Below are 25,125 nucleotides of genomic sequence, written 5' to 3' on the forward strand. Positions count from 1 at the left end.
CGCGATCAGGTCAAGCGATGCGGATTCATATGCGCCATGCAGCGGCGGATATGAGACCAAAGACTACTCCCAATTCAGCGCGCCGCCATTCTGGTACTCGATCACCCGGGTCTCGAAGAAGTTCTTCTCCTTCTTCAGATCCATGGCTTCTGACATCCACGGGAACGGATTTTCCGTCTCGTTGAACACCGGCGCGAGACCTATCTGCGCGCAGCGGCGGTTGGCGATGAAGTGCATATAGGTTTCGCACAGCGCCGCATTCAGCCCGAGGAAACCGCGCGGCATGGTGTCCCGCCCATAGGCGGCTTCAAGCTCGGCCGCAGTGCGGATCATGTCGCGGATTTCCTCCTGGAACGCTTTGGTCCAGAGATGCGGATTCTCGATCTTGATCTGGTTGATGACATCGATGCCGAAGTTCAGATGAATCGATTCATCGCGCAGGATGTACTGATACTGTTCGGCGATCCCGACCATCTTGTTGCGGCGGCCGAGCGACAGGATCTGCGCAAAGCCCGTATAAAACCACATGCCTTCGAAGATCACATAGAACGCCACGAGATCGCGCATGAAGGCCTGATCGGTCTCCGGCGTGCCGGTCTTGAAGTCGGGATCGTCGAGATGCTGGGTGTGCTTGAGCGCCCAGGCGGCCTTCTCGGTGATCGACGGCACCTCGCGATACATGTTGAACAGCTCGCCCTCATCGAGGCCGAGACTCTCGACGATGTACTGGAAGGTGTGCGTATGCACCGCCTCCTCGAACGACTGCCGCAGCAGATATTGCCGGCATTCCGGATTGGTGAGGTGGCGATAGATCGCCAGCACGATATTGTTGGCGACGAGGCTCTCTGACGCTGCGAAGAAGCCGAGATTGCGTTTGATCGCACGGCGCTCGTCTTCGGTCAGGCCATCGCGCGACTTCCACAGTGCGATATCAGCCTGCATCGAGACTTCGGTCGGCATCCAGTGATTGTTGCAGCCGGCGAGATACTTCTCCCACGCCCATTTGTACTTCAGCGGCAACAGCTGATTGACGTCCGCGCGGCAGTTGATCATGCGCTTCTCGTCCACCGAGACGCGGCCGCCAGAGCGATCGATGGTGCCGAGACCGGTGGCGTCGGTGGGAGATTGCGGGATCGGGATGAAGGCGGGGGTTTTGGGAGCGGATGAGGTATCGGACCAGTCGAGCATGGGTGTTCCTTGCGTATTTGTTCGGCCCTCATGGTGAGGAGCCCGCTTCTTCAGCGGGCGTCTCGAACCATGAGCGTGGGGCCATCCTTCGAGACGCGGCCAAGAAGCCGCTCCTCAGGATGAGGTCAGTGTGTTTGGCGCACCCTTACTGGCACGCCTCGCATTCGGGATTGTCGATCGAACAGGCCATCGCTCCGGACAGATCCGGTGCAGTGACGGCGGAGGACTGAACGAGGATCGGCGCACCCGCCGTCTTCGCCGCAGCGACTGTCGCTGACACGGCATTGAGCTTGCCGTCAGTCCCCTTCAGCGTCGACTTCTCCACATGCGTCGCGCTGCGCGAGCGCAGGTAGTAGGTCGTCTTCAACCCCAGCGTCCAGGCCAGGCGATAGAGCTGATCGAGCTTCTTGCCGGATGGATTGGCGATATAGAGATTGAGCGACTGCGCCTGATCGATCCACTTCTGACGGCGCGAGGCCGCTTCGATCAACCACGCGCTGTCGATCTCGAACGAGGTCGCGTAGAGCGCCTTGAGATCGTAGGGCACGCGATCGATCGATCCGACGCTGCCGTCGAAATATTTGAGGTCGGAGACCATCACCTCGTCCCACAGGCCCCTCTTTTTCAGATCGCGCACGAGGAAGGCGTTCACCACCGTGAAATCGCCCGACATGTTCGATTTCACATAGAGGTTCTGATAGGCCGGCTCGATCGACTGCGCGACGCCGCAGATATTGGAGATCGTCGCCGTCGGCGCAATCGCCATCACGTTGGAATTGCGCATGCCGGTGGACTTCACGCGGTCACGCAGGCCGTTCCAGTCGAGCGTGGTCGAGCGATCCATCTGCACGCCACCGCGTGCCTCCGCTAGTATCTCGATGGAGTCGATCGGCAGGATGCCGCGGCTCCACAGGGATCCCTCGAAGGACGGATAGCGGCCGCGCTCGGCGGCGAGATCCACCGATGCCGAGATGGAATGGAAGGCAATCGCTTCCATGCTGGTGTCGGCAAACGCCACGGCCGCATCCGACGCCATCGCGATGCCCTGCGCCTGCAGTGCATCCTGAAAGCCCATCAGACCCAGACCCACCGGACGGTGCTTGAGGTTCGAGCGGCGCGCTTCCGGGATGGTGTAGAAATTGATGTCGATGACATTGTCGAGCATCCGCATCGCCGTGGTCACGGTGCGCTTCAGCTGTGCGTGGTCGATGCCATCCTTGCCGATATGATTGAGCAGGTTGACCGAGCCGAGATTGCAGACCGCGACTTCGTCGTCCGACGTATTCAGCGTGATTTCCGTGCAGAGATTCGACGAGTGGATGACGCCGGCATGCTGCTGCGGCGAACGCAGGTTGCAGGGATCCTTGAAGGTGATCCAGGGATGGCCGGTCTCGAACACCATGGTCAGCATGCGACGCCACAGATCGGTGGCCCGCACCTTCTTGAACACGCGGATCTCGCCGCGCGCGGCCTTTTCCTCATAGACCGCGTATCGTTCGGCAAACGGCTTGCCATAGAGATCGTGCAGCTCAGGCGTCTCGTCCGGCGAGAACAGCGTCCATTCGCCATCGGCCTCGACGCGCTGCATGAACAGATCCGGCACCCAGTTGGCGGTGTTCATATCGTGCGTGCGGCGGCGATCGTCGCCGGTGTTCTTGCGGAGATCGAGAAACTCCTCGATGTCGATGTGCCAGGTTTCCAAGTAAGCGCAGACCGCGCCCTTGCGCTTGCCGCCCTGATTGACGGCGATGGCCGTATCGTTGGCAACCTTCAGGAACGGCACAACGCCCTGGCTCTCGCCATTGGTGCCCTTGATATGCGCGCCGAGACCGCGCACGCGAGTCCAGTCATTGCCGAGACCACCGGAATATTTCGCCAGCAGTGCATTGTCCTTCACCGACTTGAAGATGCCGTCGAGATCGTCGGCCACCGTGGTGAGGAAGCACGACGACAGCTGCGGCCGCTGCGTACCCGAATTGAACAACGTCGGCGTCGAGGCCATGAAGTCGAACGACGACAACAGATTGTAGAATTCGATGGCGCGGGCTTCGCGGTCGATCTCGCGCAGCGCGAGGCCCATGGCAACGCGCATGAAGAAGGCCTGCGGCAGTTCGATGCGATTGCCCTGCACATGCAGGAAGTAGCGGTCATAGAGCGTCTGCAATCCCAGGAACTGGAACTGAAGGTCCCCTTCCGGCTTCAGCGCGGCAGCGATTCGCTTGAGATCGAAGCGCGCGAGTTCGGGATCGAGCAGCTCGGCCGCAATGCCGGTCTTGATATAGGCGCCGAAATATTCGGCGTAACGCGTGGTCATGTCGGCCTGCGACGCGTGGGTCGGCGTGCCCCCGACAAAGGACAGGACTTCGGTACGCAGTTTGTCGAGGAGCAGGCGGGCGCTGACAAAGGTGTAGTTCGGCTCCTGCTCCACCAACGTGCGCGCGGCCATGATGCCGGCCAGTGCCAGCTCATCCAGCGTGATGCCGTCATAGAGATTGCGTCGGGTTTCCTCGAGCACCGGGGCGGCATCGACGCCATCAAGGCCGGCGCAGGCCTCGTTGACGATCAGCGCGAGACGCGCCGAATCGAGCGGGGCGCGGGTGCCGTTGGCGAGCGTGACATGCAGCACCGGTGCCGTGGAGACGAGCGCCGGCTTGGCTGCCAGTTCCTCGGCGCGGGTGCGAGCGCGCTCCTCGCGGTACAGCACATAGGCGCGGGCGACCTTGTGGTGCTCGCTGCGCATCAGCGCCAGCTCGACCTGATCCTGGACGTCCTCGATATGGAAGGTGCGGCCTTCACCGACGCGGCGCGTCAGCGCCGCCGCGACTTCGCCGGTCAGCTGTTCTACCGCCTCATGCACGCGGCGCGACGCCGCTGCCGTGTGGCCCTCGACCGCGAGGAAAGCCTTGGTCATGGCCACGGAAATCTTGCCCGCATCGAACGGCGACACCGTGCCGTTGCGTCGGATGATCTGCATCGAGGGTTCGCGCGCAGGCGCAGCGAGCGTTTCCGGCGACAGTTGAATCAGCGGCGCATGAGCCGCATCGCGTCCGTTGGACAAAACAGAAGATGAAGTAGGCATCGGCAAGACCCCGTGTGATGCATCAAGCAATGGGGGCTGGGGCCGAAAGGACGCTGCAAAATACACGGCGGAGATCCGCCGGCATTGCCTGCAAGCGACCGCTGGGACACCCCGCCCATGGACGTTCTGGTGTCGCGGCAGGTCTCCTGGCTCGCAGGTCAATGTCTGTTTCAGCCTTCCCGATGCTTGCGCATCAGTGACTTCAATCGAAACAGACTCACTGCTTACAGTTGCGGGGGCAGCGCCGGAATATGACGAAAAACAACGTCTTTACCGGCTTCCCTCTTAGCCACCAAGTCTTGCGACAGGGCGGACCGTGACATCTACATTTGGTGTGACCCGCGGTGTAGTGTCAAGCGGGCATTGGAGCCGAACGCAACAAATTCGGTAGGGCTGTTGGTTCAGTGGACAACCGCTTGCGTGGCGGAAACCGCGGGGTCGTTGACGGTTTCTGCACGATGCGATTCGTTGCCGCCGAGCACCGCGAAGCGCAGAACATCGTGATCAACCGATGGAGGATGCGATGCGCGACCTGATGACGACCACTGAAAGGATCAACTTCAACGCTTTCGTGGGGCACGCAGGCGCGGTCACGGCGTTCGAGACGACGGATCAGATCGCCCGGCGCCGCCTCGACGAGATGCTGAACGAAGCGCTGATGGACAGCTTTCCTGCGAGTGATCCGATTTCTTCGCTGCAGCTCGCCTGAGCAGAATCAGACCGCGCGAAAGCTGGCCCGATAGTGGCTGGGCGTCAGGCCCAGGCGTCGCACGAAGACCTGACGCATATGTTCGGCGGTGGTGAAACCGGATTCATAAGCCACCACCTTGAGCGGCAGATCGCTGCCTTCGAGACGGTTACGCGCCGTGTCGATCCGGGCGCCCTCGACAAAATCTGCCGGCGTCATCTTTGTTTCCTGCTTGAATGTCCGCGCGAAGGTGCGCGCGCTCATGCCCGCCACATCGGCCAGTTCATCCACGCTGTGTGCGTCACGCAGATGCGCCATCACATGGGCATGGACTCGCGCGATCGGCGAGTCCGGCTCGGCCGGCGGTACCAGATACGGACTGAATTGCGACTGGCCACCCTGGCGCTGCGCCACCACGACCAGACGCTTGGCCACAGCCAACGCAACGTCCGCGCCATGATCTTCCTGGACCAGCGCGAGACCCAGATCGATGCCTGCGGTGACGCCGGCTGACGTCACCAGCGCACCGTCACGACTGTAGATGCGATCGAACTCCACATGCGCTTTGGGAAAACGCAGCGCCAATAGCGGCGCGTTCTGCCAGTGCGTCGTCACCGTCTTGTCGTCAAGCAAGCCTGCATGGCCGAGCGCGAATGCCCCGGTGCAGACCGAGCCATAACGCTCCGCATGGAGCGCCGCATTGGCCAGCCACTCTGTAAGCTGCGGATCCGCCTCTGCCGTCGGCAGCCCAGGCCCGCCGGCCACCAGAACCAGATCCCAGGGTTTGTTCGCATCACTGAACGCCAGATCGGCAGATATCCGCAGGCCGTTCGATGCACGCAGCGGCGCGCAGTCTGCAGCGACAAGTGTAATGTCGTAGCCGTCGCCCGGTGCAACGAAGCCATTGGCCTCCATGAACACATCAAGCGGACCGGCTACGTCCAGCGACTGGACGCCCGGAAAGATCGCAAGAGCAACGGTCTTCATGGTGATGCTTCATTCCGACGGCGAGGACAGGCCCAAGTCATTCTGAATAGATAGTCGTCTTGCGGCAGGAAATCACGGGCGAATGGCAGCTTTGCAGGGCGCGGCGCGATTGCGAGGACACCGCCCGCCGGCGACAACGGATGCATCACAACACCCCCGCAAGGAGCATCTCATGAGCAAGACCATTGCCGGCATCAAAGTCCCTGACAGCGCCCTCGCCCGCCAGGTCGATCAGCTGGTGCGCGATACCGAAAGCGATCTTCTGTATCATCACTCCAATCGCGTTTTCCTGTTCGGCGCGCTCGCCGGGCAGCGCAAGGGTCTCAAGGTCGATTCCGAGTTACTTTATGTCGGCGCGATGTTTCACGACCTGGGCCTGCAGGCGCCCTATGCGAGCAAGGATGAACGTTTCGAAGTCGATGGCGCGAATGCTGCCGCGGACTTTCTGCGCAGCCACAGTATCGATGAGCGCGACATCGACGATGTCTGGGACGCCATCGCGCTTCACACGACACCGGGCATTCCCAAGCACAAACGGCCTGTCGTCGCGCTGGTGACCGCAGGCGTCGAGATGGACGTCTTGGGTCTGGAGTATGAGGCCTTCACCGAACACCAGCGCCACGAAGTGTGCACGTGCTATCCGCGTGGCCATGACTTCAAGAACGGGATCATCGATGCGTTCGCTGCGGGGACGATCCACAAGCCGGACACGACCTTTGGCAACGTGAAGGCTGACGTGCTCGACCTCCGCGACCCCACCTACAAACGCGGGAATTTCTGCAGCATCATCCTGAACTCGGCGTGGAGCGAATAGACTCCCGGACGCGCATGGCGATCAACGCTGCCACCAGCAGCGTTGCGCCAAAGCCCGTGGGAGCGCCGAAGAATGGATAGGAAATCAGGAGCACAGCTGCGAGGCCGAGCACCGGCAGTTCGTGACGGCGAAAGCCTTCGGCGAGACCGATACGGGCGATGAAGCCGATGGCAATCGCAAGCACCATCACGTCGTACAGGAAAAGGTAGGGCGTCGTGAGCAAGGCGCCGACCGCCAGTGCAGCGGCTTTCAATTCATAGCGCACGCTGCTGCGCCAAAACGGCACCAGCACCGCTACGACGGCACCAATCATGATCCACTGAAACGTCCAGGCCAGCGGCTCGCTGCCGTCAAAATAGCGCACCAGTGCGAAGATGCTCTGCATCTTGCCCCATGGCGCGCGGCCTTCGGTGAGGAAGGCCTGCGAGAACATCGGCATCCAATGAATAAAGGCCTGCCAACTCTCGGTGCCGAAAGCGAGCCACGACACCGCGGCCAGCAGCACGGTGGTGATGCCTGCGCTGACAAACGCCTTCCATTGCGACGCTGCGATCAGCATCAGCGGAAACAGGAAACCATATTGCGGCTTGTAGCTGAGCAGACCCAGACAGATTCCCGACAGGATCGGCCGCGTCGGCAGCAGCACCAGCATGCCGCCGATCAGCGCCGCGGTCAGAAATCCATTCTGCCCGACAAGGCCGTTGGTCATCACCACCGGAAAAGCCGCAGCCAATAAAAGGCCGAAGGGACGACCGACGATCGCACGCATCGCCGCCAGATACGGCACGAAGCTGACCGCAGCCCAGCCGGCAAAAGCTACAGCATAAGGCAGCTTTGCGAGCAGTGCCGCGATGAACAGGAACGGCGGCGGATAATGCCAGGCGAAATTGCCGGGATAGCTCTGACCGAGAACCGCAATCTGGACCTTTTTCTGGATGTCCCAGTCATAAGCCCACGCCGGATGACCATCGAGCACCAATCGCCCGGCAGACCACACATTGACGAAATCGGTGGGCGAGCCGAGGCCGTCTTCATAGATCCAGCCGCGACCGTAGAAGGTCGGGAAGAAGGCGAGATGCAACATCGCCAGGATGATGCAGACAATCAGCAGCGCCGGCGGAATTGGGCCACGCTCGGGTGTCGAAGTCATGGTGAGCGGCGCTGGCATAGGGTCCCCAATGCGCATCAAGGGCGCCGGGCGACAGTGCCGAGGGAAGTTTGAGGAAGGTTTAAGTGGGACGTGGTCCCCAGATCGAGCCTCGCTCCATTTGAGCTACAGATAACAAAAAACGCGGCCTTTCGGCCGCGTTTTGCATATTTGCGTGTGAACGACTTTACGCCTGCGGCTGCGGCTCCAGGCCACCGTCCGGACGCGGGCGCGGCTTGCCAGCGGGCGGCACAGCCGAAGTGCGCGGACCCGACGGCTCCAGCACCGACTCGCGGTTCGGCTTCTTGCCGTTCAGCAAATCCGTGATCTCGTCGCCCGAGAGGGTTTCGAATTCGAGCAAGCCCTTGGCCAGCGTTTCGAGGTCATCGCGCTTCTCGGTGAGGATCTTGGTCGCTTCGTCATAGCCTTCGGCGACCAGACGCTTCACTTCGGAGTCGATCTTCTGCGCCGTGGATTCCGAGACCGCCTGGGTGCGGTTCATCTGCATGCCGAGGAAGACTTCGTCGTTGTTCTCGCCATACGACACCGTACCGAGTTCTTCCGACAGGCCCCAGCGCGTCACCATCATGCGAGCCAGCCGCGTGGCCTGCTCGATATCGGAGGACGCACCCGAGGTGACCTTGTTGCGGCCGAAGATCAATTCTTCAGCAACGCGGCCACCCATCATGATGGCGAGGCGCGAGGTCATCTGCTCCAGGGACATCGACATCTTGTCGCGTTCCGGCAGCTGCATGACCATGCCGAGCGCACGGCCGCGCGGAATGATAGTCGCCTTGTGGATCGGGTCGGTGGCGACGACGTTGAGGCCGACGATGGCGTGGCCGCCCTCGTGATAGGCCGTCAGCATCTTCTCTTCCTCGGACATCACCAGCGACTTGCGCTCGGCGCCCATCATCACCTTATCCTTGGCCTCTTCGAACTCGCTCTGCGTCACCATGCGCTTGTTACGGCGCGCGGCGGTCAGGGCGGCCTCGTTGACGAGGTTCATCAGGTCCGCGCCGGAGAAACCGGGCGTGCCGCGGGCAATGGTCTTGAGGTTGATATCCGGCGCCAGCGGCACCTTGCGGACATGGACCTTGAGGATCTGCTCGCGACCGACGACGTCCGGATTCGGTACCACGACCTGACGGTCGAAACGGCCCGGACGCAGCAGCGCGGGATCCAGCACGTCAGGACGGTTGGTGGCGGCGATCAGGATCACGCCTTCATTGGCTTCGAAGCCGTCCATCTCGACCAGCAACTGGTTGAGGGTCTGTTCGCGCTCGTCATTGCCGCCGCCGAGACCGGCGCCACGATGACGACCGACGGCGTCGATTTCGTCGATGAAGATGATGCAAGGCGCATTCTTCTTGGCCTGCTCGAACATGTCGCGGACGCGGCTGGCACCGACGCCGACGAACATTTCGACGAAATCCGAACCCGAAATGGTGAAGAACGGCACATTGGCTTCGCCCGCGACAGCACGCGCGATCAGCGTCTTACCGGTGCCGGGGGGGCCGACCAGCAGCACGCCGCGCGGGATACGTCCGCCGAGGCGCTGATACTTGCCGGGGTCGCGCAGGAATTCGACGATTTCCTGCAGATCCTGCTTGGCTTCGTCGACGCCGGCGACGTCCTCGAAGGTGACGCGGCCGTGGGCCTCCGTCAGCATCTTGGCGCGCGACTTTCCGAAGCCCATCGCCTTGCCGGCGCCGCCCTGCATCTGGCGCGACAGGAAGATCCACACGCCGATCAGCGCGATGAACGGCAGCCATGACACGAGCAGCGACACGAACCACGGCACGTTGTCGCCCGGAGCCTTCGCGGTGATCGAGACCTTGGCGTCATACAGACGCTTGATCAGGGTCGGGTCGCTCGGGGCATAGGTCTGGAAGCTGGAGCCGTTGGTGAAGGTGCCGTGAATCTCGGGACCCTGGATTACGACATCGCGAACGTGATTTTGATCAACTTCGGTGAGGAGCTGCGAGAACGAAATGTCCTGCGAGGCGGTGCGCTGACCAGGATTCTGGAAAAGCGTGAACAGCGCCAGCAGCAACAAAACGATAATGACCCAGAGGGCAAAATTGCGCAGGTTCGCGTTCATCGATCTTCCTTCGTCGCCGCGCGAAATCGCGGCCTTATTCCCTTGTGGGTCGCCACAAGGGTTCACCCTGGGTCGGTCGGATACAATCTAGGTGCGACTGAGGGCGCTGCCAAGGGAACTGGGATGGACTATTTAACGCATCTACGCGCATTTCCGGTTCAAATAATGGCAGTGCTGACAGGGTTTTCCCACGGTGGTTAAGGTACTGTGGGGCCACAGGTAGCTCTTTGCACTCAATCGGCGCGACGACGCCTGGGCGGCGCCGGAACGATTCTCAGGCGGTCCTGCGTCAGCGTGATCATGGCACCGGCGAGCGTCTGCTTCAGCAGAGTACCTTTCCCGCCCGATCGCGTGGCCTGAACCATGGCGAATACAAGCGTTTCGACCTTGCCGAGCTCGGCCGGCCCTTCGTGCCCGACCTGATCGATCATCCGCAGCAACAACCGAACGCGAATTTCCTCCGCCAGCCCCGCAAATGCTCCCGCATCGATGGCTTCGGGCACCCTGCCTGGGCTGTGCAGTGCCAGAAACCGCTCTGCCCCGTCGACCATCAGTTCCAGCGCAGCATCGGCACGCCGGAGCCGCGTCGCCAGCCGGGCGAGGTTGCGCGAATCGAAGCCCTCGGACGCCAGCGCCGGCATCAGCGCCCGCAGCCGCGGGCGGGTGTAGCTTGGGTCGGAATTACTGGGATCGGTCGCGAAGTCGATTTTCGCTTTGGTCAGCGTAGTAACAAGCTGCGCCTTCGCGATGTGCAAAAAGGGACGCGCGAGCTGGATGCCGTCACGCTCGGTCAGCCGCGCCATGCCCGCGAGGCCGGCAATGCCGCTGCCGCGCGCCATCCGCATGAGGAGGGTCTCGGCCTGATCGTCGCGGGTATGGGCAGTCAGTACATGGAATGCTCCGACGCTGCGCGCGGCCTTGGCGAGCAGCAGATAGCGCGCATCGCGGGCCGCGGCAGGCAGTCCGGTTTTCGGCTTGGCGCCAGTCCAGCGGAGAGTGCGGTGAGGAATATCGAGAGATGCCGCGAGCCGCTTCACGTCGCGGGCCTCGCGGGCCGCTTCCGGCCGCAAACCATGGTCGATGGTCACCGCAATAAGGTCGGGGCCGCGTTTGAGCGCACGCCGCCAACGCGCGGCGAGCCACATCAGGGCGACGGAATCAGGACCGCCGGACACGGCCAGGACCAATGCTGGCGCGGACGCCCAGTCAGCGAATAGCTGCTTCGCCATCTGGACCGAAATCGGCGACTGGTCGTCGTCGGACATGCGCGTCAGAACCGGTTGCGACCCAGCTGATTGTCCGGGTCGATTTGCCAGGGCGTGATCTTGTCCGAAAACCGGGCTCCACTTTTCGGGATCATGCCTTAGCACTTAACGCGTTTTTGCTCGCGGTCCACGCCCTGTTTCACGCCGGCCGAGGCACGGGGATATTTCCGTGTCACTTCACCGAAGGCGGCACAGGCCGCTTCCTTTTCCTTCAGCGCGGCCAGCGACTGGCCAAGCCGCAGCAAGGCATCGGGCGCCTTGGCGGAGGTGTCGTATTTCGTGGTCACGCCCAGGAATGTCTCGGCGGCATCGCGATATTTCTGGCGCTGGAAGAAGCTCTCGCCGAGCCAATACTGCGAATCCGCAATCATTGGATCGCCGGGATATTTCTGGGCGAAGTTGCGCATGGTCTCTTCGGCCAGCGCGTAATCACGACGCTGCATATAGCCGATGCCGAGATCGAACTCGTCCTTCGGGGTCGCGCCCGGCGGTAAGGTCGTCAGTGCTGGCGCTGCTCCGCCCGGGGCGGCATTGCCCAGCGGGAGCGGCTCGCCGGCCCCACGACCGCCCTGCGCACCGACCGGTGCGTTTGCGGGCATCGGCTGTTGGCCACCGCCGAGTGCACGCGGCACGCCCGGCGCGTTCGGGTTCGCATTGGGATCGAACGCATCGTTACGACGGCCAGCGCGAGGAGCTGGCGCGGGATCCTGAGCAATTGGTGCAGGTGCCGTGATCTGCGGCTGTTGCTGATTGTAGCCCGGCTGCTGCACGGGAGCCTGCTGCATCGGCGGCTGCTGGACCGGCGCGGCAGCGACATTGGGACGGCCTCCTGCGCCCGCTGGGGCGCCGCCGGCCTGCAACTGCCGGAGCTGATCCTCAAGCTGCCGATTGCGGAACTGCAGTTCTTCATTCTGGCCGGTGAGCTGCCGCAGCTGGTTCTGCAACCGCTCGATCTGCAAGCCCTGATCGGCATCGTCGTCGCCCGACTGCTGGCCGTAGCCCTGCTGACGGGGAGCCGGTTGACCGAACAACTGCGCCCAAACCGGCGAAGCCGTGACGAGCAGCATGGAGACGAGTGCAGCGCCGGCGAGCGAATGAGATCTGGATGACATTTGAGCCTGAAAATGACCGGTTTCGCACCCCATTGGCGCGCATCACGATGAGGATTTCACTACGCCAAAAATGTGACTTTCGACAGCGACAAAGGCGCCCGTTGAAAACAAAAACGGCGCCTGCCCCGGGGCAGACGCCGTTTTGTTTGATATCAGACGTCGCTTACGCGCCGGCGTTCAGCACGGTGACCGCACGGCGGTTCTGCGACCAGCACGAGATGTCGTTACACACTGCGACCGGACGTTCCTTGCCGTAGGAGATGGTGCGCATCCGGCTGGCATCGATCCCGCGCGAGGCCAGGAAGGTGCGAACCGACTGGGCACGGCGAGCGCCGAGCGCAATGTTGTATTCGCGGGTGCCGCGCTCGTCCGCATGACCTTCGATGGTGAAGGAATAGCGGCTGTACTGCTGCAGCCACTGCGCCTGCTTGTCCAGGGTCGCGATCGCCTGCGGCGACAGTTCGGTCTGATCGCTCTCGAAGAACACGCGATCGCCGACATTGACGACGAAGTCCTGCTGGCTGCCCGGCGTGGCGGCATTGGCCATCGCGCCATCGGCACCCAAACCATTCTTGTTGGCGCAGGCGCCCATCGACAGCGCCACGGCCAGCACTGCAGCCAGTTTTAATCCCTGGAGGATACGCATCTGATGCTTCATTCCCGGAGCCTCCACGCTCACGCTTTACCCAACTGTCATTCGGTCTACAGGGCGTTGGTTAAGCGAACGTTCCGTCAACCTTGATGAGGTGTTGCCAAAACCGATCAAAAGCCACAGGCCGCGAAAAAGCAACGACGTGGTTAATGGTTGGCAAATGTGGCGCGACGGTGAAGGTTCTGAGAAAGCAGCTGGTTTTAGGCAGAATCCCGCTGCAGGGACTGCGGAGAAGTCAGCAATGACCGACGACGGGACTGTCGCCCCCTTCCCCCTCAGGTGCGGGGCAACACCGCGGCCTGGGCGATATGGAACTCGGATGAATGGAGATCCGGCGCCAGAGGCTCGCTCTTGCGCTCGAACAGAGCCCGCTGCTCGAAGAGACTGGAGCGGAAATGTGGGTAGCGCATGAAAATGCGTTCGCGCACCGCGGCGTAGTCGGCCGCCATCAGGCATAGCGGCTTGGTCAGCGTCGGATAGGGCCGCGGCTCGCACATCGGCGTCTGCAGGAAAACCTTGCGATAGAACGCGCGATGCTCGGCGCGCACGGTCGCCGTCCCGATATCGGCTTTGAAATAGCCGCAGGCGACATAGCCCAGCCGAACCGTCATATAGGGCAGTTCAGGAAACTTGGTGCGGTTGTTCGGGTCGGCCACGAAGCGGTTCGGGTCGACGATGATCTTCCCCTTGTCCAGCTCGGGACGCAGCAAGTCTCCGAATGCATCGACGGCAGGCGTTTCCGGATTGTCCGGCGTCGCTACGCTAACGCGCAGCGAACTGGCGAGCTCGCCATCAACGAATATCCCGAAAGTCCATGAATTCGGCAAATCGTCGAAACGGTCGGCGAGACGGCGATCCGCGCGAGGCTCGATGGCTCCCTCATGGAGATAGGCTCTATAGCGCAGGCTATAGATCGCCTCTTTCTCAGCTTCGGTTTCGGCAAGACGGTAGTCAACCCGGTCGAGAATATCGCTGCGCTTCGAAGCTTCAGTCGCTTGATCGGCCGAAGCCATCATTCCGTCTCCTACGCACCAACGCCATGACTACGCGAGTAAGGAAAGGTTAAAGCTTTCTTAAAAGTTGTCAAAGGTTCTGCCACAATGTGGTTAACCCTTTTGGCCTATTCGGCGTGCGAAACGAATGGAAATGGAAATTCGAGAGTGTGGCCCGCGGCTGGTCAGGCCGGCGCGCGCGTGGCCTCGACATTGGCGCCGGGCTCGATCACGCGACGTCCGTGGGATGCGTCCAGGAGCTGCCTGATCCGGGTCGCAGGCACCGGGCGGCTGAACAGATAGCCCTGCGCCTCGCTGATCGTGCCGTCGGCACTGATCAGCTCGAGTTGCTCGTTGGTCTCGATGCCTTCGACGACAACCGTCATTCCCAGATCGGCACTGAGGCGCGCGACGCCGCGCAGCAGCGTCAACGGACGGTCCGTATCGATCCCTTCGAGGAATGAGCGATCGATCTTCACCTTCTGCAGCGGGAAATTGTGCAGATAGCTCAGGCTCGAATAGCCGGTACCGAAATCGTCGAGCGAAATCCGGCAACCTGCTGCGTGAAGCTGCGCGAGGGCATCGTGGGTCCACTGCGTATTACGCAGCAGCGACGATTCGGTGATCTCGATCTCGAGACGACGCGCCGGCAGCCCGGACACATCGAGGGCGTAGCGCACCTCGCTCAACACATCGCGCTGATGAAACTGCTGCGACGAGAAGTTGACGGCGACGCTGACCGCGTCCGGCCACTTCATGCATTCGATACAGGCCTTGCGCAAAATCCAGCGGCCAAGATCGACGATCAGGCCCATGTCTTCTGCGACGGGAATGATATCGACCGGCGAAACAGTGCCGCGGACAGGATGATTCCAGCGCAGCAGCGCTTCGCAGGTCGAGATGCGTCCCGACTTCAGGTTGACCAGCGGCTGGTAGTAAATCTCGAATTCTTCATTGGCGAGCGCCTGGCGCAGATCCAGTTCGAGCACGCGGCGCGCCTCGACCGTCTGGGCCATCTCGTCGCGGAAGAAGCAGAAGGTGCCACGGCCGGAGGCCTTCGCACGATACAACGCCATATCGGCGTTCTTCAAAAGGTTGTCAGCGCTGACGTCGGGTTCCGTCAACGCGATGCCGACGCTGGCGCCGATCTCGACCTGATGATTGTCGACCTCGTAGCGCTCACTAAGCCGTTCGACGATGCGACGCGCCAGATCGGCTGCATCATGATTTGTCTTGATGGCACGTTGGAACACGACAAATTCGTCACCGCCAAAACGGGCCACGAAGTCGTCCGCGCGCAACATTTCGCGCAGCCGATCGGCGACCATGCACAACAGCTGATCGCCGCATGGATGACCAAGCGTATCGTTGACCTGCTTGAACTGATCGAGATCAACGAACAGCAGGGCCGACAGCGTGGATTGGTCCGAGCTCTTCAGCATGCGGCCGATTTCGTTCCGGAAACTGACCCGGTTCGGCAGCCCCGTCAATTCGTCGAAACGCGCCATGTGGCTGATACGCGCTTCGGAATTGCGGCGCTCGGTAATATCTTCAAGCAGAACGACCGTGCCGCCGCCGACCATCGGCTGAAACTTCCACGACAATGCACGTTCACTCTCGTGGGCATGATCAAGGGTCGTGATTTCGGCTGCCTTCGAGCTTTCAATCTCGGTGATGATGGTCATCGCGCTGGCCGATGACACTGTCCCTGCATTGACGCAGAGCGAGACGACTTCGCGAGCAGTCACGCCGCGCTGCACGAGATCCTCTGAAATCTCCATCATCGCGGTAAAGCGATTGTTGAGCACCGCCAACCGACCATCGGCGCCGAACATGCACAGGCCGTTGGGCATATTGTTCAGCGCCGTATCGAACTGGCCGGCGATGGAGCCGACCCGCTCGGTGGCCAGCAGCGCTTTGACGTAGACGTCATGCAGACGAAGCGTGATCCGGCGCAGGCCGACAAAGAACAGGACGTTCAGAAACGCAAAGCCGATATAGTAGAAGTCACCGTGGATAATCAGCGCCAGCGCCATCGGACCGCACGCCAGCAGCACCTGCAACTGCGCGATCTTCGGACGGCCATAGGTTCGGCCGGCACCGGCCGCGATATAGGCGACGGTGACTGCCGTACCCAGCATATGCGCGACCGGATCATCGCTGCCGAGCAGAACGACCCAGCACCACAGGCCCAACGCGGCTGCATAGAGCGAGCCGCCAACCATGTAATTGAATTCCCAGCGGATCGCCTCGTCAGGCGTCAGCGCGGTCTCGCGCTTTTCATAGCGGCTAAGCTGAAGGGCCCGCAAAGCGCCAATGACGATGATCAGGGCGGCGCATGGCCACAGCAAAGGGTTGCCGGTCTTCACCGCAGTCATGACTGCGCCGGTCCCGGCGCAGACCGCACCGGCCAGCATCGGAATCGGGTTTTCGAACAAGGAATCGACGAGCGCCGTGTAGATCGACGGCGACATCGATTTGCTGTTCGTCCGGTTGTGGTCGGCGAGCTGCATCGGGCGTAAATGCGTCCTGTTCAGGCGCACATTGGTACCGGGTCCTGATGAAGTCTTTCTGAGGGAACATCGTTAGCGAACTGTTTACGCATTCGCATAAACAGCAAATCTGCTCGTGATTTCAGCGCGGTGGGCAAAGTTTGCCGGGAATAGCCGGTAATCCGCCGGTCGCCGCCAATCGTTTGTTTACGATAGCAACGGCGACCAGGCCGGGTCGGACGCGAAGCCGGGCGTCGGGACCTTGAGTTCGTTACGACCCGAAACGTCGACCGTAAACAGGGACGGGCCCCCGCCCGTATCGCGGAAGAACATGATCACGCGGCCATTGGGCGCGAAGGTGGGACCCTCATTATGATAGCCGGACGTCAGCAGCCGTTCGCCGGAGCCATCGGGCTTCATGATGCCGATCGAGAACTGACCACCACCCTGCTTGGTAAAGGCGATATAGTCGCCGCGCGGCGACCAGACCGGGGTCGAATAGCTGCCTTCGCCGAACGAGATGCGCTGGGCACCGCCGCCGGTTGCCGCCATCGTATAGATCTGCGGTTTGCCGCCGCGATCGGATTCGAAACAGATCCGTGCCCCGTCCGGCGAATAGGACGGCGAGGTATCGATCGCCGGCGTATCGGTGAGCCGCGTCGTGGACTTCGACCGCAGGTCCATGACGAAGAGGTTGGAATTGCCGCCCTGCTGCAGGCTCATGATGACGCGCTGGCCATCCGGCGAGAAACGCGGCGAGAACGACATGCCCGGGAAGTTGCCGACAACCTCGCGCTGGCCTGTCTCGATATTGAAGAGATAGACCTTGGGATCACCCTGACCGAATTCCATATAGGTGATCTCTTGCGTGGACGGCGAGAACCGCGGCGTCAGCACCAGATCCGCCCCGCGCGTCAGGTAACGCACATTGGCGCCGTCCTGATCCATCAGGGCCAGTCGCTTGACGCGGCGCTCCTTGGAGCCCGTCTCGTCGACAAAGACCACGCGGCTATCGAAATAGCCCTTCTCGCCGGTCAGGCGCTCATAGATTTGGTCGGAAATGATGTGGGCGATACGACGCCAGTATTCCGGCGAGGTGAAATATTGCTGGCCAGCCAATTGCTGACCGGTGGCGACGTCCCACAGCCGGAATTCGGCCTTCAGGCGACCATCGCCCTGTCGGGTCATGCGGCCAGTGACCAGCGCCTGCGCATTGACGGTCTTCCAGTTCACGAAGTTCGGCGGCGCGTCGATATTGATCGCCTTCTCGACGAAGGCGGCCGGATCGATCGGCGCGAACAGACCGCTGCGCTTGAGATTGTTGGTGATGACCTGCGAGACGCCGACGCTCACCTCATTGTCCGCGCCAGTGCCGGCGGAGAAATTGGGGATTGCGATGGGCAGCGGCGCGACATTGCCTTCCGTGATCTGCACGCGCGCCTGCCCGAAGGCGGTTCGCGCGCTGGTGCCCATCAGCAGACCGGTCGCCGCCATTCCTGTGATGATCTGTCGGCGGCTTGGGCGAAACAACATCGGGGGCAATCCATTCTTGTCGGTCATTATTGCGGGCTTTGCTCGGTATTCGTGATCGTCAACAGGAGTGACGTGCTCATGACCGTCGTTCGGTGAAAACGGGTTCGAAAAACTTCCACTCGTCAAAAAACGCCGTGGGCAGCTTATACGGCGCACATTCGATGATCGCACGCAGTGCGCTCTCCTGATAGACGCGGAAATACGGCGTCGATGGATTGCTGATGGCAACCGGCGTCGTTTCCAACGACCCATCACGCCTCAGCTTGACGCTGAAAATCGACTCGGTCATCTGCGCTTCGATGCCGCCATAGGGCTTCTTCCAGCAGCGCTCGACCTGCGACTTGAACATTGCGCCCCAAGTGGCAACGTTGTTGCTCGCATTGCCTTTCGCCAAACCCAGAGCCTCGTTCGGATTGAGGTCGGACCCCGTCACCGAATTCCGGGTCGGATCGCGCTTGTCGATCAGCGCCGCGATCTTTGACTGATCGAACACGCGCTCGGCCTTCTTGGCCTCTGCTGCCTTGGCCTGTGCTTCGGCCTTGGCTTTCGCTTCGGCGTCAGCCTTGGCTTTGGCCTCAGCCTTCGCTTTGGCTTCTGCTTTAGCCTTGGCTTGCGCTTCGGCCTTCGCCTTGGCTTCTGCCTGCGCCTTGGCGTCAGCCTCGGCCTTCGCTTCAGCCTCTGCCTTGACGTCGGCAACCGCCGCCGCTTTGGCTTCTGCCTTTGCCTTGGCATCGGCCGCGGCTTTCGCTGCAGCCTCGGCTTTTGCCGCAGCCTCCGCCTTCGCTGCTTCGGCCGCCGCTTTCTCGTCAGTCTTCGGCTGTTCCTTCGGCGCCGTCTCGGTGATCACCGGCGGCTTCTTGTCGTCGATCTTGCCGACGGTATCCTCGACCGGCGGCTTGGCCTCGGCGACCTTCTCCACCTTCGGCTTCGGATTTTCCTTCTTGCCGGTCTTTTGACCGACCATGGACTGGCTTTCGACGCTGATGTCGACCCCGACGGAATCCTCGGGCATCACTTCCAATGCCTTGGAAGAGAACGTGAGAAGTCCCCACCCGATCACGATGACGTGCAGGGCTACCGATGCGATGAGTGTCTTGTCGACCTTCACGATCAGATTTCCAATCCTGCTCCTGCCCAGATCAACCGGCTGTTCCACGAGCTTACGTCCCCTGCTCCGGCAGGATCACGATATTGGCCTTGAATCCGGCAGAGCGAACGGTGCCGAGCAATTTCATCATGTCCGTGTAACAGACGTCCTTGTCACCACGGAGAAACACGGTGTTGTCTGTCTCCGAACGCGTCGCCCGGATCGCCTTGATCTTGGCGTCGAGCTCACTCACCGGCACCAGGGCGTCGCCGACATACATTTCGACCGCCGAATTACAGCCACCGCCGGTGCGCTTCACCGACACGGTGAGTGGCGGAGCATTCTGCGATATCGACTTGCCGCCGCTCGCGATCGGCAGGTCGATATCGATGGTCGAGGTCATCAGCGGCGCCGACACCATGAAGATGATCATCAACACGAGCATGACGTCGACCATCGGGGTGACGTTGATCTCGGCCATGACGGCAGCACGCCGGCGCCCGCGCCGACCTCCGCCACCACCGCCCGAGCCCATATTCATCCCCATGACAGGGTGCTCACTTCAAGGTTCAATTCGTCACCCATCAGACGCGCTCGTCGATCTGGCGCGACAGGATCGCTGAAAACTCGTCGGCAAACCCCTCCAGGCGCTGGGCCTGTTTGTTCACTTCTGACGTGAATTTGTTGTAGAAAATAGTCGCCGGGATGGCGGCGATAAGGCCGATGGCCGTGGCAAACAGCGCTTCCGCGATGCCTGGTGCGACCACCGCCAGCGATGTGTTCTTCGAGGCGGCAATCGCCTGGAAGCTCGACATGATGCCCCAGACGGTGCCGAACAGACCGACGAAGGGGCCGGCCGAACCGACCGTTGCTAGCACCAGAAGCCGGCGCTCGAGCCGCTCAACCTCGCGGGCGATGGAGACGTTCATCACCTTGTCGATGCGCATCTGCAGACCGGTGAAGGAGCGCGCCTGGCTTTCGAACGACCGCTTCCACTCGCGCATCGCCGCGACGAAACACGCCGCCATCGACTGCGTCGGCTTGGCGGACAGCGCGCGGTACAGATCCTCGATGGACTCGCCGGACCAAAAGGCCTGCTCGAACCGGTCCATGGCGCGGCGTGTGCGCGCATACAGGAACATCTTGTCGATCGCGATCGCCCAGACCCACACCGAACAGCCCAGCAGTCCCAGCATGACCGCTTTCACGATCCAGTGGGCCTGCAGGAACAGCGCGATCAGCGAAACGTCGGATGAAGCCAGCGGCAGGGCTGACTGCGCCACATCGGCCGGGTTCATGAACGGTATCCTCTCAACGCAAAAATCCTCAATTTGCCAGCGACTTGCTCATCGCTGGTGTCGCGGCCACGCATCGCGCGCGGCGCGGAACGCCAGTGCAATGTTCTTGTTGTGTCGCATGGAGGGCTTGTCCGAAGCCGGGCCCTAAATTCCCTGCCAACATGTCAAAACAAGGGCTTGCACGCGTTTCTGCGGCTTTTACCAGACGCCAGTCATGGTTAATGCGGAGTTACCAAAGCGTGTTTTGGCCGAGAAATGAAGCGGTATTCGCTTGTTCGTGAAGGGCCCGTGACAAAGCAAAACCGCCCGCCTGAATGATCAGACGGGCGGCGATGTCGGCATCGGGCGAAGGGCGCGCTACCGCCTGACGCCTATCAGTTCCGGGCTGTTAGCCCTGCGGCTGATTGTTATCCGATGGCGGGGTCGGCTTTGGACGGTGTTGCGCCATGAACTGGTCGAACTCTTCCTTGTCCTTGGCGTGACGCAGACGATCGAGGAAGTTCTTGAACTCGTGCTGCTCTTCCTCAAGGCGGCGCAGGGTTTCGACGCGATATTCGTCGAAGGCGCGGTTGCCCGAGGTCGGCGGGCCGAAGCCGAAGCCCGACCCGAAGCCTGAGCGCTCCATGCGGTTGCGCATGCGCTCCATCTTGTACTGCATCCGCTCCATCTTGTTCTCGAAACGGCCGTTACGATCCCAGCAACCCATTTTTCTGCTCCCGAGTGTGAAGAAGAGAAGTGCGAGGCCAACCGGCCACCAGATGATAAAACCGAGCACGATCAATACGATGTGCCATGGTGAGCGCATCTGGTAGGACACCCGATCATCGGCGGGTGGACCCCATCGATTGTAATCTGCAGCGTTGGCCATTTTCCTCTCCATCAGCGGCACCATGCCGCTTGTGAATGTAAATAACATTTACATACCTAGCTCACAGCCGGATTTTGTCAAGACGACCGCAAGGGGAGCGCCGCGAATTATTTTGGGGCGGTTCCCCAAGGACCCGATTTGGGCGATGTAGATGTGTCGGACTTGTGGACGTTTTGGTCGGTTGGAAAGCCCAGTCCGCGCAAATAAATCAGCGCACCGGCCTCCAGCAGGTCGTCCGGCGACATCGGCAATTTGCGCCGCGCGGCATCGCCGCGGCCGAACAGCGAGGCCACGCCATGCGCCAGCGACCAGATATGCAGCGCCATCATCATCGCCGGCGGACGCGTCACACCGGGCGGCGTCAAGGCGGCCAAACGTTCTGCCGCCGCACGGATCACACCGAAGGCACGTTCTCCCGCCGCGGCCAGTTCAGGACTGGAATCTACGGGGATTCCGGATTCGAACATCGCCGAATAGAAGGCCGGTTCAGTGCGGGCGAAAGCGAGATACGCCTTGCCGATCCGCTCGAAGGCCGTGACCGTATTCGGCCGGCCATCGTCCCACGCCGCCGTCAGCACCAGCTCGAACTGCTCGAAGCCACGCTGCGCGATGCTGGCGAGGAGGTCGTCGCGATCGCGGAAATGGCGATAGGGCGCGGCCGCGCTGACGCCGGCCGTGCGCGCGGCATCGGCGAAGGTGAAGCCCGCAGGCCCCTTCTCCGCAATCAGCCCCAGCGCTGCCTGCAGCAGGGCCTCTTTCAGATTTCCGTGGTGATAACCGCGCTCGCCGCGGCTGTCTTTGCGCCAGCTCATGTGAAGGGCTTTAACATGAGCCGGGCCAAAAGGTCACACCAAAACGGTGTGACCGGCGCAAATTCCCTCAACAAATCAACGCCCGCCGCATGCGGAAATCCTGCGGCAGGCATGCGGCCGTGTTGCGACACGACCGTTTCATCCCCGTCGCAGTGATTTTGCCTCAGCCGAGCCGCTTTGCGGTGGTCTGCATCTCCTCAAATCCCGAGGCGACGGCCTGCACGTCCTCCGGATAATCGGCCATTTCCTGCACCTGGCGGATCTCGATCACCTCGTTGGGCGTCGCCGGGCAGCGACTGGCCCAGGCGATGGCCTCATCGCGCGAGGCGACGTCGATCATCCAGTAGCCGCCGAGCACTTCCTTGGATTCCGCAAACGGCCCGTCGGTCACCACCGGCTTGCCGGATGGAAAGGACACCCGCGCGCCCATCGATGGCGGGTGCAGTCCATCGCAGGTGATCAGCACACCGGCATCCATCAGCGCCTTGTTATAGGCCATCATCGCGGCGACGCGCTCGACATCCTCCGGCACGGTGCCCGGCGCCGCAGTCTCATAGCCGCCGGGGATCATCAGCATCATGAATCGCATGGTCACTATCCCTATTGATCTCTTTGCTTATTTCTTCGCGGCTTGCGCGCGCAGACGCTCTTCCTTCTCGCGCAATTCGGGCGTGAGGGCGTCGCCGAAATCCTCGGCCGCAAACACCTGACGGATCTTGATCTCGTCGCCGGCCGCAAACGGCGCGCGCTTCATCCACGCGATCGCCTCGTCCTTCGAGGCGACGTTGATCAGCCAGAAGCCCGCTATCAGATCGCGCGTCACATCGAACGGCCCCTGCTTCACCACTGGCTCACTGCCGGTAAAAGCGATGCGCGCGCCCTTTGAGGTCGGATGCAGCCCCTCGCCGGCCTGCATCACGCCGGCATTGCACATCTCTTCATTGAACTTGCCCATCGCGGTCAGCAGTTCCGTCGTCGGCATCACGCCGGCTTCGGTGTCCTTGTTCGCATGCACAATCACCATGAAACGCATCGGTCTCTCTCCGTTGGAAGGTTCGACTGCAAATATGACGATTGGCTCTTTGCCTGACCGACATGACCGGTGAAATTATTTCAGACGTCATGACCAATGGATTTTTTCCTTCAACCATGGTCAGCGGCAATCCCGCTGCGAAGTTGGGCTATGCCGCTGCCCAATCGGCCTGGTCCAGGCTTCTACAATTACAGGATCAAAACTGGCCGCCCGTGTGGCTCTCCCGGAAACGCAATTATCGCTCAACAGCATTTCGAATGATCGACTAGCGCGACGCCCGATCATCTTTCAGCGCATCTGCGAATTCGGTCACGATTGCCTTTATCAGGCGGCCGCTGAATCTATCCTTTTGCCACAGCGCCGTCATTTCGACAGGAGATGGCTCCCAACCTGTCAGGACGCGGACAAGCGCACCGGATGTCAGTGCGGCTTCAACCAAAAAGAATGGCAGGTTGGCAATCCCGAGGCCCGCAATTGCGGCGTCCACCAATATCGTCTGCCGGTTGGCCGCAAAGCTGATTTTGGGATGGATAGTCGCGGTCACGCCTTTGTCGTTTCGCAGATCCCATTCGACCAGATCGCGACGGATCGCAAGCGCGGGAATTTCCCTGAGGTCCTGCGGCTCGTTCAAACCGGGGTGTGCCGATAAAAAGCCCGGACTCGCGACCAGCACTCTCGGCAAGGTGGCAATTCTCCTGAAGATGAGTTCGGAGTCCGCGACCGGCCCCATCCGAACCACCAGATCATATCCTTCCTCAATCAGCGACACTCTGCGATCGGCAAGCGTTATCTCAATCGTGACATCGGGATGTCTGACTCCGAACCGGATCAACGCAGGCGCAAGCACTGCAGTGGCGATATCGGGCGGCAAGGAAAGACGAATGTTGCCCGACAGGGCTGCGCGCTCGTCCTGAACCTCGGCTACGGCCTCTTCAGCGAGCGAGAAGGCCGCACGGCTTCGTTCGAAAAGTTGCTGCCCCTGCTCTGTGAGCACGACGCCCTTTTTCGTCCGCCGGACGAGTCGGACGTTCAAGGTATTTTCCAGCACCGACAGTCGCCGGGACAGCGTCGCTTTCGGAATGCCCGTCGCACGCTCGGCCGCCGCGAGCCCTCCCGCCTGGACGATGCGGGTGAATAGCGCAAGGCCGTCGAAATCTCCGAAGACTGTCATGTTCCATTTATGAAACATGATGAGGTCATTTTTCAAGTCTGCCGCGGGCTTTGTTTCATTTCTACACTTATGGACGAGCAATGACGCTCTTTGAGCCAAACGAGGTCAGATCATGCCCAATTACTTCACCCCGGAAAATTCCGCGCTTCTGCTTATCGATCATCAGATCGGCACGATGCAGTTGATCAAGAACATCGACGTCGCCCGGGCCAAGCGCATGTCGCTGGCACTGGCGAAAACAGCGAGCATCCTGAACATTCCGACCGTCCTGACGTCGAGCCAGGAAGATCGCCTGCAGGGGCCGCTGTTGCCGGAGCTGCAGGAGATCCTGCCAGACGCCTTCAAAGCGCGCGTCAAGCGCGAAGGCATCGTCAATGCCTGGACCGACGTCAACTTCAAGGCGGCGGTGGAAGCGACGGGACGAAAGAATCTGATCATGGCCGGTGTCACGACCGACGTCTGCCTCGTCTTCCCAGCGATCGATGCGGTGACCGAAGGCTACAGCGTCCAGGCGGTCATGGATGCTTCGGGGTCTCCATTCGAGCTCTCCGAGGATATGTCCCGCCGGCGCATGCAGGATGCTGGCGTTGTTTTAACAGCGACCAACACGATGATCGCCGAGCTCGCTCAGAACTGGGGAACGCCCAATGGGCAAAAACTCATCCAGTTGCTGTTCACCGAAGTGCTTCCGCCGATCAATCCGTAACGCCGTCGCGCCCGCCGAAGCTGGAGCCTCATTGGTTCTGATTGAAGCAGAACCGGGCTCCAGCTTTTTGTTTGACGCGTTTTCTTGACGCGAACCG

General features: G+C 61.3%; 22 protein-coding genes and 1 riboswitch. Of the genes, 3 read left to right on the forward strand and 19 right to left on the reverse strand.

The window, feature by feature from the left end; all coding sequences use genetic code 11:
* Positions 1-63: 63 nt before the first annotated feature.
* Both AC1DUY_RS20770 and AC1DUY_RS20775 read right to left on the reverse strand, forming a co-directional pair.
* Positions 64-1,188, reverse strand: coding sequence for a ribonucleotide-diphosphate reductase subunit beta (locus AC1DUY_RS20770; RefSeq protein WP_439057260.1), 1,125 nt, complete (start codon positions 1,186-1,188; stop codon positions 64-66).
* A 145-nt stretch (positions 1,189-1,333) separates the two neighbouring features.
* Positions 1,334-4,267 (reverse strand): ribonucleoside-diphosphate reductase subunit alpha, encoded by a 2,934-nt coding sequence (locus tag AC1DUY_RS20775; protein ID WP_478116667.1) that lies wholly within the window; start codon positions 4,265-4,267, stop codon positions 1,334-1,336.
* 119 nt (positions 4,268-4,386) lie between these two features.
* Positions 4,387-4,601, reverse strand: a riboswitch (cobalamin riboswitch).
* 189 nt (positions 4,602-4,790) lie between these two features.
* On the opposite strand from AC1DUY_RS20775, the gene AC1DUY_RS20780 reads away from it, so the two are divergent.
* Positions 4,791-4,976 carry a hypothetical protein gene (locus AC1DUY_RS20780; RefSeq protein ID WP_231077974.1) on the forward strand — a complete coding sequence of 62 codons (186 nt, stop codon included), beginning with the start codon at positions 4,791-4,793 and terminating at the stop codon, positions 4,974-4,976.
* A gap of 6 nt (positions 4,977-4,982) precedes the next feature.
* Here the strand turns inward: AC1DUY_RS20780 and AC1DUY_RS20785 are convergent, their stop codons facing one another.
* Positions 4,983-5,948, reverse strand: coding sequence for a GlxA family transcriptional regulator (locus AC1DUY_RS20785; RefSeq protein WP_478116819.1), 966 nt, complete (start codon positions 5,946-5,948; stop codon positions 4,983-4,985).
* 166 nt (positions 5,949-6,114) lie between these two features.
* On the opposite strand from AC1DUY_RS20785, the gene AC1DUY_RS20790 reads away from it, so the two are divergent.
* Entirely contained in the window at positions 6,115-6,756 is a 642-nt protein-coding gene (locus tag AC1DUY_RS20790) for an HD domain-containing protein (protein ID WP_478116669.1), read from the forward strand.
* Here AC1DUY_RS20790 and AC1DUY_RS20795 read toward each other — a convergent pair.
* The 16 genes from AC1DUY_RS20795 to AC1DUY_RS20870 form a co-directional block, all read right to left on the reverse strand.
* Entirely contained in the window at positions 6,728-7,924 is a 1,197-nt protein-coding gene (locus AC1DUY_RS20795) for a glycosyltransferase family 87 protein (protein WP_478116671.1), read from the reverse strand. The genes AC1DUY_RS20790 and AC1DUY_RS20795 overlap by 29 nt on opposite strands.
* A 166-nt stretch (positions 7,925-8,090) precedes the next feature.
* Entirely contained in the window at positions 8,091-10,007 is a 1,917-nt protein-coding gene (ftsH, locus tag AC1DUY_RS20800) for an ATP-dependent zinc metalloprotease FtsH (RefSeq protein WP_093759402.1), read from the reverse strand.
* A gap of 233 nt (positions 10,008-10,240) precedes the next feature.
* Positions 10,241-11,272, reverse strand: a complete 1,032-nt coding sequence (gene tilS, locus AC1DUY_RS20805; protein ID WP_478116673.1) for a tRNA lysidine(34) synthetase TilS — start codon at positions 11,270-11,272, stop codon at positions 10,241-10,243.
* Between the two features lie 98 nt (positions 11,273-11,370).
* Positions 11,371-12,384 (reverse strand): tol-pal system protein YbgF, encoded by a 1,014-nt coding sequence (gene ybgF / locus AC1DUY_RS20810; protein WP_478116675.1) that lies wholly within the window; start codon positions 12,382-12,384, stop codon positions 11,371-11,373.
* 163 nt (positions 12,385-12,547) lie between these two features.
* Positions 12,548-13,042, reverse strand: a complete 495-nt coding sequence (pal, locus tag AC1DUY_RS20815) for a peptidoglycan-associated lipoprotein Pal (protein WP_089261973.1) — start codon at positions 13,040-13,042, stop codon at positions 12,548-12,550.
* 269 nt (positions 13,043-13,311) lie between these two features.
* Entirely contained in the window at positions 13,312-14,052 is a 741-nt protein-coding gene (locus AC1DUY_RS20820; protein WP_374725695.1) for an N-acyl amino acid synthase FeeM domain-containing protein, read from the reverse strand.
* Positions 14,053-14,213: 161 nt separating this feature from the next.
* Positions 14,214-16,541 (reverse strand): putative bifunctional diguanylate cyclase/phosphodiesterase, encoded by a 2,328-nt coding sequence (locus AC1DUY_RS20825; protein WP_089261975.1) that lies wholly within the window; start codon positions 16,539-16,541, stop codon positions 14,214-14,216.
* A gap of 186 nt (positions 16,542-16,727) precedes the next feature.
* Complete coding sequence (gene tolB / locus AC1DUY_RS20830; RefSeq protein ID WP_093760005.1) at positions 16,728-18,053, reverse strand: Tol-Pal system beta propeller repeat protein TolB; 1,326 nt, start codon at positions 18,051-18,053, stop codon at positions 16,728-16,730.
* Between the two features lie 76 nt (positions 18,054-18,129).
* Positions 18,130-19,161 carry a cell envelope integrity protein TolA gene (gene tolA, locus AC1DUY_RS20835; protein ID WP_478116679.1) on the reverse strand — a complete coding sequence of 344 codons (1,032 nt, stop codon included), beginning with the start codon at positions 19,159-19,161 and terminating at the stop codon, positions 18,130-18,132.
* Positions 19,162-19,213: 52 nt separating this feature from the next.
* Positions 19,214-19,687 (reverse strand): biopolymer transporter ExbD, encoded by a 474-nt coding sequence (locus tag AC1DUY_RS20840; RefSeq protein WP_093759405.1) that lies wholly within the window; start codon positions 19,685-19,687, stop codon positions 19,214-19,216.
* 37 nt (positions 19,688-19,724) lie between these two features.
* Positions 19,725-20,438, reverse strand: coding sequence for a protein TolQ (gene tolQ, locus AC1DUY_RS20845; protein ID WP_089261977.1), 714 nt, complete (start codon positions 20,436-20,438; stop codon positions 19,725-19,727).
* Positions 20,439-20,826: 388 nt separating this feature from the next.
* A complete protein-coding gene (locus tag AC1DUY_RS20850; RefSeq protein WP_089263604.1) occupies positions 20,827-21,306 on the reverse strand; it encodes a DUF2852 domain-containing protein in 480 nt (159 codons plus the stop codon).
* 107 nt (positions 21,307-21,413) lie between these two features.
* Positions 21,414-22,118 carry a TetR/AcrR family transcriptional regulator gene (locus tag AC1DUY_RS20855; RefSeq protein ID WP_478116682.1) on the reverse strand — a complete coding sequence of 235 codons (705 nt, stop codon included), beginning with the start codon at positions 22,116-22,118 and terminating at the stop codon, positions 21,414-21,416.
* Positions 22,119-22,281: 163 nt separating this feature from the next.
* Positions 22,282-22,707 (reverse strand): YciI family protein, encoded by a 426-nt coding sequence (locus tag AC1DUY_RS20860; RefSeq protein WP_089261981.1) that lies wholly within the window; start codon positions 22,705-22,707, stop codon positions 22,282-22,284.
* A 27-nt stretch (positions 22,708-22,734) separates the two neighbouring features.
* On the reverse strand, positions 22,735-23,151 hold the full coding sequence (locus AC1DUY_RS20865) for a YciI family protein (RefSeq protein WP_478116684.1): 417 nt from the start codon (positions 23,149-23,151) through the stop codon (positions 22,735-22,737).
* 265 nt (positions 23,152-23,416) lie between these two features.
* A complete protein-coding gene (locus tag AC1DUY_RS20870) occupies positions 23,417-24,358 on the reverse strand; it encodes a LysR family transcriptional regulator (protein ID WP_439065886.1) in 942 nt (313 codons plus the stop codon).
* A gap of 76 nt (positions 24,359-24,434) precedes the next feature.
* Here AC1DUY_RS20870 and AC1DUY_RS20875 point away from each other — a divergent pair, with 76 nt between their 5' ends.
* Positions 24,435-25,028, forward strand: coding sequence for an isochorismatase family protein (locus tag AC1DUY_RS20875; RefSeq protein ID WP_120288533.1), 594 nt, complete (start codon positions 24,435-24,437; stop codon positions 25,026-25,028).
* Positions 25,029-25,125 lie beyond the last annotated feature (97 nt).

This window comes from Tardiphaga sp. P4_G1 (assembly GCF_056401215.1).

Coding starts and splice junctions, on each gene's coding strand:
- AC1DUY_RS20775 (WP_478116667.1), bottom strand. CDS start 4,267: ATGCCTACTTCATCTTCTGTTTTGTCCAACGGACGCGATGCGGCTCAT.
- pal (WP_089261973.1), bottom strand. CDS start 13,042: ATGAAGCATCAGATGCGTATCCTCCAGGGATTAAAACTGGCTGCAGTG.
- tilS (WP_478116673.1), bottom strand. CDS start 11,272: ATGTCCGACGACGACCAGTCGCCGATTTCGGTCCAGATGGCGAAGCAG.
- tolQ (WP_089261977.1), bottom strand. CDS start 20,438: ATGAACCCGGCCGATGTGGCGCAGTCAGCCCTGCCGCTGGCTTCATCC.
- AC1DUY_RS20795 (WP_478116671.1), bottom strand. CDS start 7,924: ATGCCAGCGCCGCTCACCATGACTTCGACACCCGAGCGTGGCCCAATT.
- ftsH (WP_093759402.1), bottom strand. CDS start 10,007: ATGAACGCGAACCTGCGCAATTTTGCCCTCTGGGTCATTATCGTTTTG.
- tolB (WP_093760005.1), bottom strand. CDS start 18,053: ATGTTGTTTCGCCCAAGCCGCCGACAGATCATCACAGGAATGGCGGCG.
- AC1DUY_RS20780 (WP_231077974.1), top strand. CDS start 4,791: ATGCGCGACCTGATGACGACCACTGAAAGGATCAACTTCAACGCTTTC.
- AC1DUY_RS20860 (WP_089261981.1), bottom strand. CDS start 22,707: ATGCGATTCATGATGCTGATGATCCCCGGCGGCTATGAGACTGCGGCG.
- AC1DUY_RS20840 (WP_093759405.1), bottom strand. CDS start 19,687: ATGGGGATGAATATGGGCTCGGGCGGTGGTGGCGGAGGTCGGCGCGGG.
- AC1DUY_RS20825 (WP_089261975.1), bottom strand. CDS start 16,541: ATGCAGCTCGCCGACCACAACCGGACGAACAGCAAATCGATGTCGCCG.
- ybgF (WP_478116675.1), bottom strand. CDS start 12,384: ATGTCATCCAGATCTCATTCGCTCGCCGGCGCTGCACTCGTCTCCATG.
- AC1DUY_RS20820 (WP_374725695.1), bottom strand. CDS start 14,052: ATGATGGCTTCGGCCGATCAAGCGACTGAAGCTTCGAAGCGCAGCGAT.
- AC1DUY_RS20875 (WP_120288533.1), top strand. CDS start 24,435: ATGCCCAATTACTTCACCCCGGAAAATTCCGCGCTTCTGCTTATCGAT.
- AC1DUY_RS20850 (WP_089263604.1), bottom strand. CDS start 21,306: ATGGCCAACGCTGCAGATTACAATCGATGGGGTCCACCCGCCGATGAT.
- AC1DUY_RS20790 (WP_478116669.1), top strand. CDS start 6,115: ATGAGCAAGACCATTGCCGGCATCAAAGTCCCTGACAGCGCCCTCGCC.
- AC1DUY_RS20770 (WP_439057260.1), bottom strand. CDS start 1,188: ATGCTCGACTGGTCCGATACCTCATCCGCTCCCAAAACCCCCGCCTTC.
- AC1DUY_RS20865 (WP_478116684.1), bottom strand. CDS start 23,151: ATGCGTTTCATGGTGATTGTGCATGCGAACAAGGACACCGAAGCCGGC.
- AC1DUY_RS20855 (WP_478116682.1), bottom strand. CDS start 22,118: ATGAGCTGGCGCAAAGACAGCCGCGGCGAGCGCGGTTATCACCACGGA.